The sequence below is a fragment of the Bradyrhizobium sp. SZCCHNR1098 genome, from assembly GCF_032489375.1.
GTDB lineage: Bacteria > Pseudomonadota > Alphaproteobacteria > Rhizobiales > Xanthobacteraceae > Bradyrhizobium.
This window is the reverse complement of sequence record NZ_JAUEXY010000005.1, coordinates 207042-221283: the sequence shown is the minus strand read 5'-3', so window position 1 is coordinate 221283 and position 14242 is coordinate 207042. Positions and strand designations below refer to the sequence as shown.

Below are 14242 nucleotides of genomic sequence, written 5' to 3'. Positions count from 1 at the left end.
GCGTGACCGTTGTTCCGCACATCATAGGATGCGGATGACAAGCCATGGCCTTGATCAACAGCAAACAGACGTTGCGCCGGGACATGCTGCTGGCAGGCGGCCTGCTCGGCCTGGGCGCGCTGGTGGCCATCATCTCGCTGACCGAGATCATGGCCAATCATCTCGACCAGATCGCGCAGGCGACGCCCTCAGCCTCGCCTGAGCCGTCAGCGACACCGGCCGAGTCCAAGCCCGGCGGCACCCGCCCGACCACGCCGGCGCCAGAGCCCGCGCGCCCTGACGTGGAAGCTCAAAAGGAAGGCGCCAAGCCTGCGCTGCCGCCAGCCCCGGCCGAGAAGATCGCGCCGACGATGGAGCGGAAGTAGCTGGAGAGGCCCAAACGCGGCCACAAATTCCGCTGTCGTCCCGGCGAACGCCGGGACCCATAACCCCAGGACGTCGTTCGAGGCGGGCTGTTAGCTCCATCTCCCGTCTCATACCCGCCGGGGAGTATGGGTCCCGGGTCGGCGCCACGACGGCGTTGCCGTCGTGGCTTGCCCGGGACGACAGTGGAGGTTTACCGCACCAGGATGTTGCGGAATTGCCAGGGATCCGACGTGTCGATATCCTCGGGGAACAGGCCCGGGCGGTCGTTCAGCGGCGTCCAGTCCGTGTAGTAGCCCTTCACCGGGCCGAGATAGGGCGACTGGATCTCCAGGCAGCGGCGGAAGTCCATCTCGTCGGCTTCGACGATGCCGGCGGTCGGGTTTTCCAGCGCCCACACCATGCCGGCGAGCACGGCGGACGAGACCTGCATGCCGGTCGCGTTCTGATACGGCGCGATGCGGCGGGTCTCCTCGATCGAGAGCTGCGAGCCGTACCAATAGGCGTTCTTGCCGTGGCCGTAGAGCAGCACGCCGAGCTCGTCGATGCCGTCGACGATCTCGTTCTCGTCGAGGATGTGCCACTTCCCCTGCATCTTGCCGGTGGCGCCGAAGATCTCGTGCAGCGACAGCACGGCGTCATTGGCCGGGTGATAGGCGTAGTGGCAGGTCGGGCGATAGACGACCTTGTCACCGTCGCGCACGGTGTAGTAGTCGGCGATCGAGATCGATTCGTTGTGGGTCACCAGGAAGCCATATTGCGCGCCCGGCGTCGGACACCACGAGCGCACGCGGGTGTTGGCGCCCGGCTGCAGCAGATAGATCGCAGCGCCGCAGCCCTCGGTGTGGCGTCGGCCGTTCTCCGGCATCCATGTCTCGTGCGTGCCCCAGCCGAGCTCGGCCGGCTGCATGCCCTCGGAGACAAAACCCTCGACCGACCAGGTGTTGACGAACACGTCCATCGGCTTCGGATTCTTGGAGCGCTGGGTGTCGCGCTCGGCGATGTGGACGCCCTTGACGCCGAGCTTGTGCATCAGCTGCGCCCAGCCCTCGCGGCTCTTCGGCTCGACGATCTCGGTCTTGGTGTCGCGGGCGATGTCGAGCAGCGCCTGCTTGACGAACCAGGACACCATGCCGGGATTGGCGCCGCAGGTGGAGACGGCGGTGGTGCCGCCCGGGCTCTTGCGGCGCGCGGCGAGCAGGGTCTCGCGCAACGCGTAGTTGGAGCGCTGCTCGACGCCCATCTGCTTGTCGAAATAGAAGCCGGCCCACGGCTCGACCACGGTGTCGATGTAGAGCGCGCCGATCTCCCGGCACAGCGTCATGAGGTCGACCGAGGAGGTGTCGACCGACAGGTTGACGCAGAAACCCTGGCCGCCGCCTTCGGTGAGCAGCGGCACCAGCAGCTCGCGGTAATTGTCGCGGGTCACGCCCTGCTGGATGAAGCGCACGCCGTGCTTCTTCGCCAGCGCACCGTCGTCATGCGGATCGATGATAACGAAACGGCTCTTGTCGTACTCGAAATGGCGTTCGATCAGGGGCAGGGTGCCCTTGCCGATCGAGCCGAAGCCGATCATCACGATGGGGCCGGAAATCTTGGCGTGGATCTGCGAGCTCATGTGGGGCTTGTCTCCGGAAAAGTGCGTCCGCGTGGGTGCGGGATTGATGATCAGGCGCTGCGCCGTTGTCAGGTGCTGCTGCGGCGCTTGGCGGTGACTTCGATCTCGACCTTCATCTCGGGCTTGAGCAGCGCCGCGACCACCACCATCGTGGCGGCGGGCCGGATGTCGCCGAGCACCTCGCCGCAGACGGCGAAATGGGCGTCTGCGTCGTTGACGTCGGTGAGGTAGTAGGTCGCGCGGACGATGTCGGCCATCTCGAATCCGCCCTCCCGCAGGGCTGCCGCGATGGTCTTGAAGCAGTTGCGTGACTGGCTCGTGACATCGGCCGGCATCGTCATCGTGCTGTAGTCATAGCCGGTGGTGCCGGCGACGAAGGCGAACTCGCCATCAACAACCGCGCGGCTGTAGCCGGCGGTCTTTTCGAACGGTGATCCGGTAGAGATCAAACGGCGGGAAATGGCGCACCTCGTCGTCGGGGGATTTGCCGGGGTTAAAGAGCTTTTGCTGCACCTGCGCAACCCCTGGCGGGGCGGGCCGGGCGCCCGTTGCCCGAATGCCTAACGCAGCCGGGTGACGTCGGGTCCGGCAGGCGGAGCGCTGGACCAGCAGCGGACCACGATGTCGCGGACGATCATGATCCCGAGCAGGATCAGCACCAGCGTCGGCAGCAATGTCCGCCGCCGCGGCGCGTGCCCGTCGCGGGCGGTTACGCCGCGCATGATACCATCCGCTCCTTGCGGCTGCGGCGGGCCTTCCGCTCCCGGGCACCGGTGGCGAGGATCGGGCCAGCGGCGCCGTCGAGCGCGCCGTCGACCAGCTCGAGGCCGAGCAGGCGCGCGCGCTCGAACGCGCCGGGCAGCTCCAGCTCGCTTGTCTTGTCCACCGAGAAGCCGAAGCGGGCGTAGTACGGCGCATCGCCGAGCAGGATGACCGCGCCATGGCCGCGCGACGCCGCGATCATCAGCGCGGCATTCATCAGCGCAGCGCCGACGCCGAGGCTGCGCGCCTCCGCCGCGACCGCCAGCGGCCCGAGCATCAGGGCGTCGCGTCCGCCGGCGCTGACGTGCCACAACCGCAGCGTTCCCACCAGCGTGCCGCCGCGCACCGCCGACAGGGCCAGGCCTGCGGCGGGCGCGCGTCCGTCGCGCAGGCGCTGGCAGGTGCGCTCATGGCGGTTGTCGCCAAAGCAGGCATCGAGCAGCGTCTCGCGCGCCGCGACGTCGGAGGCTCGTTCGCTGCGGATCGCGAACGAAGCGGCAGTCCGATGGGGCGCAGTGGTAACGGAGCGAAAAGCGGTCATGGCACGTCAGTCCCCGGCCTGCGCCGCGAGCCACCGCCCGCGCGCAAACACGTGATGTCAGGTTGATGATGACGGTCTATCGCTCCCTCCCCCGCTTGCGGGGGAGGGTCGGGGTGGGGGCTACCCCACCCGAAGCTTCGCGTCGTCTCACCCGCGAACGGGTGGCGAAGCAAGCCGGATCAGATGTGATAGGTCTTCAGCGGGGGGATGCCGTTGAAGGCCACCGACGCGTAGGTCGACGTATAGGCCCCGGTCCCCTCGATCAGCACCTTGTCGCCGATCGAGAGCGTCACCGGCAGCGGATACGGCAGCTTCTCGTACATCACGTCGGCCGAATCGCAGGTCGGACCGGCGAGCACGCACGGGGTCATCTCCGCACCCTCGTGCGGCGTGCGGATGGCGTAGCGGATCGACTCGTCCATGGTCTCGGCGAGACCGCCGAACTTGCCGATGTCGAGATAAACCCAGCGCAGCTCGTCCTCGTCGCTCTTCTTCGAGATCAGCACCACTTCCGACTCGATGATCCCGGCATTGCCGACCATGCCGCGGCCCGGCTCGATGATCGTCTCCGGGATCTGGTTGCCGAAATGCTTGCGCAGCGCACGGAAGATCGAGCGGCCGTACTGCACGACCGGCGGCACGTCCTTCAGGTACTTGGTCGGGAAGCCCCCGCCCATGTTCACCATGGTCAGGTTGATGCCGCGCTCGGCGCAGTCGCGGAACACCGTCGAGGCCATCGCCAGCGCGCGGTCCCACGCTTTCACCTTGCGCTGCTGCGAGCCGACATGGAACGAGATGCCGCACGGCTCCAGGCCGAGCCGCTTGGCCAGGTCCAGCACGTCGACCGCCATCTCCGGATCACAGCCGAACTTGCGCGACAGCGGCCACTCGGCGCCGGCGCAATCGTACAGGATGCGGCAGAACACCTTGGCGCCGGGCGCTGCGCGCGCGATCTTCTCGACCTCGGCGGCGCAGTCGACCGCGAACAGGCGGATGCCGAGCGCATAGGCGCGCGCGATGTCCCGCTCCTTCTTGATCGTGTTGCCATAGGAGATGCGGTCCGGCGTCGCACCGGCGGCCAGCGCCATCTCGATCTCGGCGACGGTCGCCGTGTCGAACGACGAGCCCAGCGAGGCGAGCAGCGACAGCACTTCCGGCGCCGGATTGGCCTTGACCGCATAGAACACGCGGCTGTCCGGCAGCGCCTTGGCGAAGCTCATGTAGTTGTCGCGCACGATCTCGAGATCGACCACGAGACAGGGCTCGTGGTCCAGACCTTCCTCGCGGCGGTTGCGCAGGAATTCCCGGATACGTTCGGTCATAGCACCCTCCAAACGGTCCCAGCGACGAGACCCGTTCAAAATGATCCCGACACGGGTGCCTTGGCGTTGCCGCCCGATGGAAAGGCGACAAAACCTCGAACCCGTAGCCGAATTGTGCTGCCGTGGATTGGTTGGGGATTTCCCGCCCGCACACCTGGCAATGAAGGACAAGCCTTTTCAGTAGCCCGCGCCGGCTTTGGACTGCCGGTAGAGACCAAAAAAGCCCGATCCGTCGTTGCTTTAAGTCGCGTCCCCCGTTGAGAGCGGGGTGCGCCGGTTCGCCTCCGGCTGCCAGTCACGGTTGCAAAAGATGGGGTGACCTTCAGCGGCATCTCTTGAGAGAGATGCTGGGCTTTCGGAGCATGACGATCTCGATCGAACTGATCTTGATCGCAACGATCCGAGGGCCCCTCGGTTCCTCATCCCTTGGCGGCTGTCCGGCCTCTTGTCCGGATACCTACCGACTGACACACGACCACAGGCACGTGCGAAATTGGGCAGAAGCGGAAATAAGCGTTTTGAATTTCGTTCGCAAGGAATTTTTGGGCGCCGGGAAAGATTTCCCTAATCTGTGCTTACGCGACACACATGCTGCGCAGATGTCTGAACGAACGTTAAGCGAGCTTAAAGTTTCGTAACGCGTTCACCCTTGCAGGACAGTGTTTTCGCGTGACTCACGCGCGCCTGGTGAACGGCTCGATGCGCTGCGCGCCACGGATGAAGCCGATCATCACGAACACGCCGATCGCGAACAGCACGGCCTGAACGATGTGCGCGCCGCCATCGCCGAGCCCGAACAGAATCGCGAGCGCCCAGCCGCCGGCGAAGGCCGCACCGAACACTTCGGCACCGATCAGGATCGCCGCCGAGATGACGGTGATCACGGTCGGCCAGGCGATCTGGCGGCCGGCTTTGGAGGTGGTCTCTGCGTTCATGGTCCAGGGTCCTGTTGCGGGCCGCAATCTCTCCGAAAAGGCCCGGCCCTTCAAGGGGAAATGACCCAAAAAGGGCCGGCTCCGTGGTATGAGGGGCGCATCGAACTTCCGGGAGAGGACGGACCCCAGCCGATGTCAGACACCACCGCTGTGATCGACGCCCAGACCAATCCGCTGCTCGTGGCCTGGGAGACCCCGCACCAGACACCGCCGTTCGACGCGATCAGGCCCGAGCACTTCCTGCCGGCCTTCGAGCGCGCCTTCGCCGACCACGCCGCCGAAATCACCGCCATTACCCATGACCCGGCCGAGCCGGACTTCGCCAACACCATCACGGCGCTGGAGCGCTCGGGAAAGCTGCTGTCGAAGGTCGCGGCTGTCTTCTACGATCTGGTGTCGGCGCATTCGAACCCGGCGATTCTGGAGATCGACAAGGACGTGTCGCTGCGGATGGCGCGGCACTGGAACCCGATCATGATGAATGCCGTGCTGTTCGGCCGCATCGCGCTGCTCTACGACAACCGCAAGAACCTGACGCTGACCAGCGAGGAGCAGCGGCTGCTGGAGCGCACCTACACCCGCTTCCGCCGCGCCGGCGCCGGCCTGTCCGATGACGACAAGGTGCGGATGGCCGAGATCAACGAGAAGCTCGCCCAGCTCGGCACCACCTTCAGCCACCATGTGCTCGGCGACGAGCAGGACTGGTACCTCGAGCTCGGCGAGGACGACCGTGCCGGACTGTCCGAGAGCTTCATGGCTGCCGCCAAGGCAGCGGCGGACGAGCGCGGCATGCCCGGAAAGGCGATCGTGACCCTGTCACGCTCCTCAGTCGAGCCGTTCCTGCAGAGCTCTGCCCGCCGCGACCTGCGCGAGAAGGTGTTCAAGGCCTTCACCGCGCGCGGCGACAATGGCAATTCCAACGACAACAACGCCGTCATCGGCGAGATCCTGTCCCTGCGCGAGCAGGCCGCCAAGATCATGGGCTTTCCGAACTTCGCCGCCTATCGCCTCGAGGATTCCATGGCGAAGACGCCGGAGGCCGTGCGCGGGCTGCTGGAGCGCGTCTGGAGGCCGGCGCGCGCCAAGGCGCTGGCCGACCGCGATCAACTGCAGGAGATGATCACGGCGGAGGGCGGCAACTTCAAGCTCGCGGCCTGGGACTGGCGTTATTATGCCGAGAAGCTGCGCCAGGCGAAGGCGAATTTCGACGACGCCGCGATCAAGCCGTATCTTTCGCTCGACAACATGATCGCAGCCGCCTTCGACTGCGCCACGCGGCTGTTCGGCATCACCTTCGCCGAGCGCAAGGACATCCCGGTCTGGCATCCGGACGTCCGGGTCTGGGAGATCAAGGACGCGGGAGGCCGCCACAAGGCGCTGTTCTATGGCGACTACTTTGCCCGCTCGTCGAAGCGCTCCGGCGCCTGGATGACCTCGCTGCGCGACCAGCAGAAGCTCGACGGCGACACCGCGCCCTTGATCATCAACGTCTGCAATTTTGCGAAAGGCGCCGACGGCCAGCCGTCGCTGCTGTCGCCGGACGACGCTCGCACCTTGTTCCACGAGTTCGGCCACGGCCTGCACGGCATCCTGTCCAACGTGACCTATCCCTCGCTATCTGGCACTGCGGTTTTCACCGATTTCGTCGAGCTGCCGTCGCAGCTCTACGAGCACTGGCAGGAGCGTCCCGAGGTGCTGCAGACCTTCGCGCGCCACTACCAGACGGGCGAGCCGCTGCCGCAGGACCTGCTCGAGCGCTTCCTGGCCGCGCGCCGCTTCAACCAGGGCTTTGCCACCGTCGAGTTCGTGTCCTCGGCGCTGATCGATCTCGAATTCCACACCCAGCCGGCGGCGGCGTCGAAGGACGTGCGTGCGTTCGAGCGGGCCGAGATGGAGAAGATCGGCATGCCGCCCGAAATCGCGCTGCGCCACCGGCCGACTCAATTCGGCCATATCTTCTCGGGAGACCATTATGCGGCGGGCTATTACAGCTACATGTGGTCGGAGGTGATGGATGCGGATGCCTTCGGCGCCTTCGAGGAAGCCGGCAACATCTTCGATCCGGCGGTCGCCAAGCGGCTCCACGACAATGTCTACGCCTCGGGCGGCTCGCTCGATCCGGAAGCGGCCTACATCGCCTTCCGCGGCCGCGAGCCCGAGCCCGACGCGCTGCTGCGCCGGCGCGGTCTGCTCGACGTTGCCAAGGCGGCTTGAGGTGAAGAGGATGGCACTGGTCCGGTTCGTCTTCGCTGCGCTGACGCTCGTATTCGGCGCGAGCGCGGCGAGCGCCCACCCGCATGTCTGGGTCACCGCGAGCAGCGAGCTGCTCTATGCGGCCGATGGCTCGGTGACCGGCGTGCGCCACGCCTGGACCTTCGACGACATGTTCGCGACCTACGCGCTGCAGGGCCTCGAGACCAAGCAGAAGGGCGTCTACACCCGCGAGGAGCTGGCGCCGCTGGCGCAGACCAACGCCGAGTCGCTGAAGGAATATGCCTACTTCACCTTCCTCAAGGCCGACGGGCGCAAGCAGAAGCTCGAGGACCCCGTCGACTATTACCTCGAATACAAGGACACCAAGCTGACCCTGCACTTCACCCTGCCGCTGAAGGCGCCGGTGAAGACGAAGCAGCTCCAGGTCGAGGTCTACGATCCCAGCTATTTCATCGATTTCCAGATGGCGGAGAAGGATCCCGTCACGCTGGTCAGCGCTCCCTCGGGCTGCAAGTTCGGCCTGGTGAGACCGAGCGACGGCGGATCCGTCGCGCAGACCATGAACGAACAGACATTCCTGAGCGGCGGGGCGAACGCCAATTTCGGAATGAACTTCGCCAACAAGATCTCAGTGGAATGTCCATGACGCCTCGCCCCAGCTCCGCTCGACCGCTCCTGACCTGCGTTGCGATCCTCGCAGCACTCGTCGCCGCCGACGCCGCCTCGCATGCGCTGCTCGCCAAGCCGCCGTTCGGCGCACCGGCCGAGCCACAGGTCGGCGGCATCGTCGGCTGGCTGCTCGCCAAGCAGTCGGAATTCTATCGCCAGATGTCGGGGGCGATCCGCTCGGCCAAGCAAGACGGCTCGGCGGTGTGGTGGCTGCTCGCGATCTCGTTTGCCTACGGCATCTTTCATGCTGCGGGCCCCGGTCACGGCAAGGCGGTGATCGCGTCCTATCTCGTCGCCAACCAGGAGACGGCCAAGCGCGGCATCGTGCTGTCGTTCGCCTCGGGCCTGATGCAGGCGCTGGTGGCGGTCGTCATCGTCGGCATCGGTGCGGTGGTGCTCAATGCCACCGCGGCCACGATGTGCAGCGCCGAAAAGGTGGTGGAGATCGCGAGCTACGGCCTGATCGCGCTGCTCGGCGCGCGCCTGGTCTGGGTCAAGGGCGCGGCGTTCCTGCGCACCTGGCAGCCGGCGGCGCCGGCATTGGCGCTGGCCGGTGCGCCCGCGGCCGCGGTGGCGCCGTCGACCCATGATCATGGTCATGCGCATGATCACCAGCATCGCGCGCCTCATCATGATCATCACGGTCATGACCATCATGGACATGATCATGACCACGGTCATGCTCACACGCATGCGGCCGCGGCGCATGGTCACGCCGCTCACGATCACGTCCACCACGATCACGTCCATGGCGATGATTGCGGTTGCGGCCATTCCCACGGGCCCGCGCCGAGCGAGCTCGCAGGCCCCGGCGGCTGGCAGCGCGGCTTCCAGGCAATCTTCGCCGCCGGCATCCGCCCGTGCTCGGGCGCGATCCTGGTGCTGGTGTTCGCGCTGGCGCAGGGCATGTTCTGGGCCGGCGTCGCCGCGACCATCGTGATGGGCATGGGCACCGCGATCACCGTCGCCACCATCGCGGTCATTGCGGTGGCCGCCAAAGACATCGCCCGGCGCCTCAGCGCCGGCCGCGACGGCGGCGGCGCGTTGATTATGCGGGGCTTGGAGTTCGGCGCGGCTGGCCTCGTGCTGCTGTTCGGCGTGGGCCTGCTGTTCGGCTACATGGCGGCGGAACGCACGACCTGCTTCTGAGCGGCGCGGGCTCCGCTCCTGGCCACGCATTGGTCACTGCGTGCTGGATGCCCCGCTTGCGCGAGGCATGACAGCGGTGAAGGTTGGCCGCGATCGCGCAGCAACAATTGTGTCGTCCCGGGCGAGCCACGAGCGCGCGATAGCGCGGTGGTGGCGTCGACTCGGGACCCATACCTTCCGCCGCGGGGTTTGATAGGCGATTGGAGGTAGTCCCCAGGGCAGATGAGGCCCACCTCGGCATTGTCAAAGGCGATAGAAGCCAGCGCCTGTTTGACACACGCCCCGCGCGAAGGTCTGCTTCAGGTCAATTCGGCTCCTGCGCGGAAGCCGGCGCAAAGCGTGCGCACGACGTTGCGGGCCATTTTTTCGCTTGGCAGATTGGCCGCGACGGCGGCTGCCACATGAGCGGGGTGGACAAACACGGTGACTGCGTCGCGCACAACGCCCGCGGCAGCCTCGATATCATCAACTCGAATCTCGCCGCGCTTCTTTGCATCAGCCAGAATGCGGGCGATAAGAGCAGTCATTGCTCGTGAGTAAGCGGCGATGATCTCCGGCCGCTCTTCCACAATTCGGCGGTATAGGCCGTAAACCTCGGCATCCGCAGTGAACCGCTCCCGCTTGCGGGCATGCAGCGCGAGCACCATGCCCTCCAGACGCTCCGCGAAAGGTCCTTCCGCCTCGACGAAGCGGCTTGCCATCTCCTCCTCATCACGCATCGCCTCGACGACCAGGGCATCGAAAATGTCAGCCTTGGAGCGGAAGTGGCGATAGATCGTCGTGTGCGAAGTGCCGAGAGCGCGGGCGATGTCGACCACGTTGGTCTTGGCCTCCCCATGGCGGCGCACTTGGGCGCGCGCGGTGTCGAGGATCTGCGCCCGAAACGAAGTTTCCTCGGTAGGAGAAGGGGTTGCGGGCATGGATGTCTTCGATTCCATCGTTCGGAAAGGATACTAGAACTCTCCGGTTCATGCAAACGAACATAATATGAAATATGTTCGTTGACTTTTGAATGGGGCGGCCACAAGGTTGGGTCATCCAGCTCAAGGAGGTTCGCCATGACTGCTCCCGCCACGCCATCCGACCAGCAACGCGTCGCTCTCGTGACCGGTGGCTCCGGCTTTGTTGGCGGCCGCCTGATTACGCATCTCCTCGTGGGGGGGTGGCAGGTGCGGGCGCTGGCCCGAAGCGCGGAGAGCGAGGCGCAAGTCAAGACACTCGGAGCAACGCCCGTACGCGGCGAACTCAACGACGAACAAGCGTTGCGAAAGGCGATGACAGGATGCGAGGTCGTGTTTCATGTCGCCGCGCACTTCGAGCTTTGGGGCAACCAGGAGATTTTCGACCGGATCAACGTCGAGGGCACGCGCGCCGTCGTGAACGCGGCCGCAGCGACGGCCAGCGTGCGCCGCTTGGTTGCGGTGAGCGCTGCGGCCGTGGTCATGGGCGATCCCGAACCGATGTTGAATGTCGACGAGAGCCTGCCGCTGCAGATCCGTGCCTTCTCGCCCTACGGATCTTCGAAGGCCGAAGGCGAGCGCGTGTTGCTGGCAGCTAACGGCATGCGTCCCGGCCTGGAGACCATCGCGCTGCGGCCGCCATTTATCTGGGGAGGCAAAATGCCAACTCTCGATCACATGGTAGAGACCGTGAACGCAGGCCGGTGGCAGTGGGTCGCTGGAGGCACGCAGGCCATGTCGAGCTGCCATGTCGATAACTTGTGCGACGCGCTGATTCTCGCCGCAGATCGGGGCCGGGGGGGCGAAGCGTATTTCATCGCCGATGCCGAGCAGAGCACCTTGAAAAGCTTCATCTCGTCTCTGCTTGCCACTCGTGGGATAGTCGCTGCGGACAAGTCCGTTCGTTTCGGAATAGCCTGGACGATGGCCGGCCTCATGGGGGCAGCGTGGCGTGCACTGCGCCTCAAGGGCGAGCCGCCGATCACGCGCCAGATGTTACGCCTTATCGGCAAGCCGTTCACTATCAGCACCCGCAAGGCTCAGACCGAGCTGGGCTATGCGCCCCGGATCACCATGGACGAAGGGTTGGCCGCGATGCAGCAGCCTGAGTCCAAGCTCGCCAGTTCGTCCGCCCATCGGGGCGAACGTCGCGCGAGCGTCGTCTCTGTATGATTGAGGCGCCGGGTGGGGGTACCTACTTCGTAGGCGACACGGGCTTCGGTGACGGAAGCACCTTCAGAGAGGTGGCCCGGGCGCATCCGCAGTTGCGGTTGGCATTGCTGCCCGTCGGCGCCCACGCGCCGCGCTGGTTCATGAAAGACCAACACATGAACCCGGCCGAGGCGGTCGAAGCGTTCCGGCTGTGCGGCGCGCGGCAAGCGGTTGGTCATCACTGGGGTACGTTTCGTCTGACCGACGAAGGTTACGATGAACCTCCCAGAGAATTGGCTTCAGCGCTTCGACGCGCCGGGCTGGCACGATCGTTCGTAACGCTCATGCCAGGCTCCATCGTCAACGAGGCCGGGACGGCGGCGAAGGCGTAGCTGCAGTGTTGCCATGCCCCTGTGGCCGCAGCGCGCGGCCCAGCGCCATCAGCGGGAAGTAGTGGCGGTACATGCCGTAGCGGAGCATGAAGGCGCGGGACAGCTCAGGGCCCTGCATCAGCCGCTCCTGCAAAGTGGGATCGGTCAGCTTGATGGTCTGGCCGACGCCGTAGCCGGGGAAGCCGGTGCCGGTGAATTCCGGCTCGTCCCAGGTGCCGGCCGACTGGCGCTCGACCAGCCACATGCAGCCGCGCTCGATCGCCTCCTTGTCCTCAGGGCGGTTGACGGCGAGCAGCGCCATCAGCGCCCAGGCGGTCTGCGACGCCGTGGTGGTGCCGCGGCCGACCGTGCTGACATCCATGTAGGAGGCGCAGCTTTCGCCCCAGCCGCCGTCCGGCTGCTGATGCGCGACGAGCCAATCGCAAGCGCGGCCGATATAGGGCTGCGTCATGTCCTCGCCGATCGCGGCCAGCGCCGGCAGCACCGCGCCGGTGCCGTAGACGTAGTTGACGCCCCAGCGGCCGAACCACGGGCCGCTCGGCTCCTGCTCCCGTCGGATGTAGTCGAGCGCGCGCACCATGGCCGGATGATTGCGCGAGATGCCGAGCTTGCCGAAAGCCTCGACGATGTGGGCGGTGACGTCGACCGACGGCGGATCGAGCGCCTCGCCATAGTCGCAGAACGGAATCTTGGTCAGGATCTTCTGGTTGTTGTCCTTGTCGAACGCGCCCCAGCCGCCCCCCTCGCTCTGCATGCCGATCAGCCAGTCGACGCCGAGCTGAATCGCCTCGTCGATGCCCTTGGCCTGCCACTTCGGATCACGGCGCAGCGGCGCCAACGCGATCAGCGCCACGGCGGTGTCGTCCGTGTCGGGATAATAGTTGTTGGCGTATTCGAACGCCCAGCCGCCCGGCTTGACGTGCGGCAGCTTCATCGACCAGTCGCCGGGCATGCGGACCTGGCGGTCGAGCACCCAGTCGACCGCCTTGTCGACGGCCTCGGGGTAATCGCCGAGCACGCCGGCATCGTCGAAGGCGAGCAGGGTCAGGATCGTGTCCCACACTGGACTGTTGGTCGCCTGGATGTAGGTGGCATCGCCGACATCGACTCGCCAGCCGGGATCGTTCAGGGCATCGAGGCCCTTGGCGAGAACGGGATGATTGAGCGGATAGCCCTCGGCGTAGAGCGCCATCAGGCCGTAGATCCAGGGCGGCTGGATGCCGCCCCAGGCGCCGTCGAAATCCTGGTGGCGGATCATCCATTCCAGCACGCGGCTGGTCGCCGCCGGGCGGAACAGGCCGAGATTGAGCTTGTTGCCGAGGTTCTGCAGGGCATGCAGCACCTTGTCGGCGCCGCGGAAGAACTTGTCCCAGCCGCCGGCATTGGCCTTGACCGGCAGCTCGTAGTCGAACGCGCTGCGCCCATGCGGAAACAGCGCGTCCAGCCGGTTCTCGGGCGGCAGCGGCCGGCTCGGCCGCCGCGCCGACAGCACCGCGATCGGCATCAGGGTGGCGCGTGCCCATTGCGCGAAATTGTAGATCGAGAACGGAAACCAGAGCGGAAACCAGATCACCTCGGGCGGGATGTTGGGGGTCTTCTCCCACGGCCATTCGCCGATCAGCGCCAGCCAATAGCGCGTGAACACGCGAATGTTGCGCAAGCCCCCCTTGGCCTCGATCCATTCGCGGGCGCGGCGCACCGGCGGCTCGTCGTCGCGGAAGCCGAGCGAGCGCAGCGCGGCATAGGCCTCGACGGTCGCGTTGATGTCACCATTGGGGGCGCCGAAATAGACCTGCCAGGCGCCGTCCGGGCGCTGGCTGTCGAGCAGCGACTGGCCCAGGCGCTTGCGCAGCGGATGCTCCTCGAGCCCCATGAACCACAGCGCCAGGCACCATTGCGCCTCCATGCAGGCGTTGGATTCGGCGCGGCCGACCCAATGACCGTCGGGCTTCTGGTTGGCGATCAGCCAGTCCGCTGCCGCCCGCACCGTCGATTGCAGGGCGGTCTGGTAATTTCCCGGGTCGCGCGGCGCGCGCGCGGGGGCCGAGCTGGTCAAAGTCATCACGATCCCTCTGGCGGCCTCACAGTGCCGCTGCGGCAGTCGAATTCACTCCGCCCTATAGGGAATTTCGCCGTCAAATCCAATCAACTGGCCGCAGCGGACCG

14 protein-coding genes are annotated in these 14242 nt (G+C 66.0%); 6 read left to right on the top strand and 8 right to left on the bottom strand.

Translation table 11 applies throughout. The annotated features are described in order from the left end of the window. The first annotated feature begins 44 nt into the window (after positions 1–44). The gene (locus QX135_RS13665) at positions 45–365 is read left to right on the top strand and encodes a hypothetical protein (RefSeq protein WP_315795915.1); all 321 of its coding nucleotides are present in this window, start codon (positions 45–47) and stop codon (positions 363–365) included. A 191-nt stretch (positions 366–556) separates the two neighbouring features. Here QX135_RS13665 and QX135_RS13660 read toward each other — a convergent pair whose 3' ends face one another. From QX135_RS13660 to QX135_RS13635, 6 genes are all read right to left on the bottom strand, one after another. Next, positions 557–1981 carry a homospermidine synthase gene (locus QX135_RS13660; RefSeq protein WP_316234123.1) on the bottom strand — a complete coding sequence of 475 codons (1425 nt, stop codon included), beginning with the start codon at positions 1979–1981 and terminating at the stop codon, positions 557–559. A 68-nt stretch (positions 1982–2049) separates the two neighbouring features. Then, positions 2050–2442, bottom strand: a complete 393-nt coding sequence (locus tag QX135_RS13655) for a RidA family protein (RefSeq protein WP_316234128.1) — start codon at positions 2440–2442, stop codon at positions 2050–2052. 99 nt (positions 2443–2541) lie between these two features. Next, complete coding sequence (locus tag QX135_RS13650; protein ID WP_316234122.1) at positions 2542–2703, bottom strand: hypothetical protein; 162 nt, start codon at positions 2701–2703, stop codon at positions 2542–2544. Further along, positions 2691–3284 carry an N-acetyltransferase gene (locus QX135_RS13645; RefSeq protein WP_316234121.1) on the bottom strand — a complete coding sequence of 198 codons (594 nt, stop codon included), beginning with the start codon at positions 3282–3284 and terminating at the stop codon, positions 2691–2693. Before QX135_RS13645 ends, QX135_RS13650 begins: the two co-directional genes overlap by 13 nt. Before the next feature lie 179 nt (positions 3285–3463). Then, a complete protein-coding gene (locus tag QX135_RS13640) occupies positions 3464–4606 on the bottom strand; it encodes a type III PLP-dependent enzyme (protein ID WP_315777663.1) in 1143 nt (380 codons plus the stop codon). 674 nt (positions 4607–5280) lie between these two features. After that, positions 5281–5541 (bottom strand): hypothetical protein, encoded by a 261-nt coding sequence (locus tag QX135_RS13635; protein ID WP_315716541.1) that lies wholly within the window; start codon positions 5539–5541, stop codon positions 5281–5283. A gap of 132 nt (positions 5542–5673) precedes the next feature. On the opposite strand from QX135_RS13635, the gene QX135_RS13630 reads away from it, so the two are divergent. From QX135_RS13630 to QX135_RS13620, 3 genes are read left to right on the top strand one after another with little or no spacing between them, the layout of a single operon-like run. Further along, positions 5674–7755 (top strand): M3 family metallopeptidase, encoded by a 2082-nt coding sequence (locus QX135_RS13630; protein ID WP_316234120.1) that lies wholly within the window; start codon positions 5674–5676, stop codon positions 7753–7755. Between the two features lie 10 nt (positions 7756–7765). Next, positions 7766–8401, top strand: a complete 636-nt coding sequence (locus QX135_RS13625) for a DUF1007 family protein (protein WP_315779180.1) — start codon at positions 7766–7768, stop codon at positions 8399–8401. Then, positions 8398–9573 (top strand): nickel/cobalt transporter, encoded by a 1176-nt coding sequence (locus tag QX135_RS13620; RefSeq protein WP_316234119.1) that lies wholly within the window; start codon positions 8398–8400, stop codon positions 9571–9573. Before QX135_RS13625 ends, QX135_RS13620 begins: the two co-directional genes overlap by 4 nt. Before the next feature lie 299 nt (positions 9574–9872). Here QX135_RS13620 and QX135_RS13615 read toward each other — a convergent pair whose 3' ends face one another. Then, positions 9873–10493, bottom strand: coding sequence for a TetR/AcrR family transcriptional regulator (locus QX135_RS13615; RefSeq protein ID WP_315736456.1), 621 nt, complete (start codon positions 10491–10493; stop codon positions 9873–9875). 138 nt (positions 10494–10631) lie between these two features. On the opposite strand from QX135_RS13615, the gene QX135_RS13610 reads away from it, so the two are divergent. Next, entirely contained in the window at positions 10632–11705 is a 1074-nt protein-coding gene (locus QX135_RS13610; protein ID WP_316234118.1) for an NAD-dependent epimerase/dehydratase family protein, read from the top strand. Next, complete coding sequence (locus QX135_RS13605) at positions 11702–12076, top strand: MBL fold metallo-hydrolase (protein ID WP_316234117.1); 375 nt, start codon at positions 11702–11704, stop codon at positions 12074–12076. Before QX135_RS13610 ends, QX135_RS13605 begins: the two co-directional genes overlap by 4 nt. Here the strand turns inward: QX135_RS13605 and shc are convergent. Further along, positions 12045–14138 carry a squalene--hopene cyclase gene (shc, locus tag QX135_RS13600; RefSeq protein WP_316234116.1) on the bottom strand — a complete coding sequence of 698 codons (2094 nt, stop codon included), beginning with the start codon at positions 14136–14138 and terminating at the stop codon, positions 12045–12047. The two genes, QX135_RS13605 and shc, sit on opposite strands and share 32 nt — an antisense overlap. Positions 14139–14242: the final 104 nt, after the last annotated feature.

What these genes read in the sequence shown, in the direction of transcription:
- QX135_RS13610 (WP_316234118.1), top strand. Translation starts at nt 10,632, where the DNA reads ATGACTGCTCCCGCCACGCCATCCGACCAGCAACGCGTCGCTCTCGTG.
- QX135_RS13620 (WP_316234119.1), top strand. Translation starts at nt 8,398, where the DNA reads ATGACGCCTCGCCCCAGCTCCGCTCGACCGCTCCTGACCTGCGTTGCG.
- QX135_RS13615 (WP_315736456.1), bottom strand. Translation starts at nt 10,493, where the DNA reads ATGCCCGCAACCCCTTCTCCTACCGAGGAAACTTCGTTTCGGGCGCAG.
- QX135_RS13665 (WP_315795915.1), top strand. Translation starts at nt 45, where the DNA reads ATGGCCTTGATCAACAGCAAACAGACGTTGCGCCGGGACATGCTGCTG.
- shc (WP_316234116.1), bottom strand. Translation starts at nt 14,138, where the DNA reads ATGACTTTGACCAGCTCGGCCCCCGCGCGCGCGCCGCGCGACCCGGGA.
- QX135_RS13605 (WP_316234117.1), top strand. Translation starts at nt 11,702, where the DNA reads ATGATTGAGGCGCCGGGTGGGGGTACCTACTTCGTAGGCGACACGGGC.
- QX135_RS13625 (WP_315779180.1), top strand. Translation starts at nt 7,766, where the DNA reads ATGGCACTGGTCCGGTTCGTCTTCGCTGCGCTGACGCTCGTATTCGGC.
- QX135_RS13635 (WP_315716541.1), bottom strand. Translation starts at nt 5,541, where the DNA reads ATGAACGCAGAGACCACCTCCAAAGCCGGCCGCCAGATCGCCTGGCCG.
- QX135_RS13630 (WP_316234120.1), top strand. Translation starts at nt 5,674, where the DNA reads ATGTCAGACACCACCGCTGTGATCGACGCCCAGACCAATCCGCTGCTC.
- QX135_RS13650 (WP_316234122.1), bottom strand. Translation starts at nt 2,703, where the DNA reads ATGCGCGGCGTAACCGCCCGCGACGGGCACGCGCCGCGGCGGCGGACA.
- QX135_RS13660 (WP_316234123.1), bottom strand. Translation starts at nt 1,981, where the DNA reads ATGAGCTCGCAGATCCACGCCAAGATTTCCGGCCCCATCGTGATGATC.
- QX135_RS13645 (WP_316234121.1), bottom strand. Translation starts at nt 3,284, where the DNA reads ATGACCGCTTTTCGCTCCGTTACCACTGCGCCCCATCGGACTGCCGCT.
- QX135_RS13640 (WP_315777663.1), bottom strand. Translation starts at nt 4,606, where the DNA reads ATGACCGAACGTATCCGGGAATTCCTGCGCAACCGCCGCGAGGAAGGT.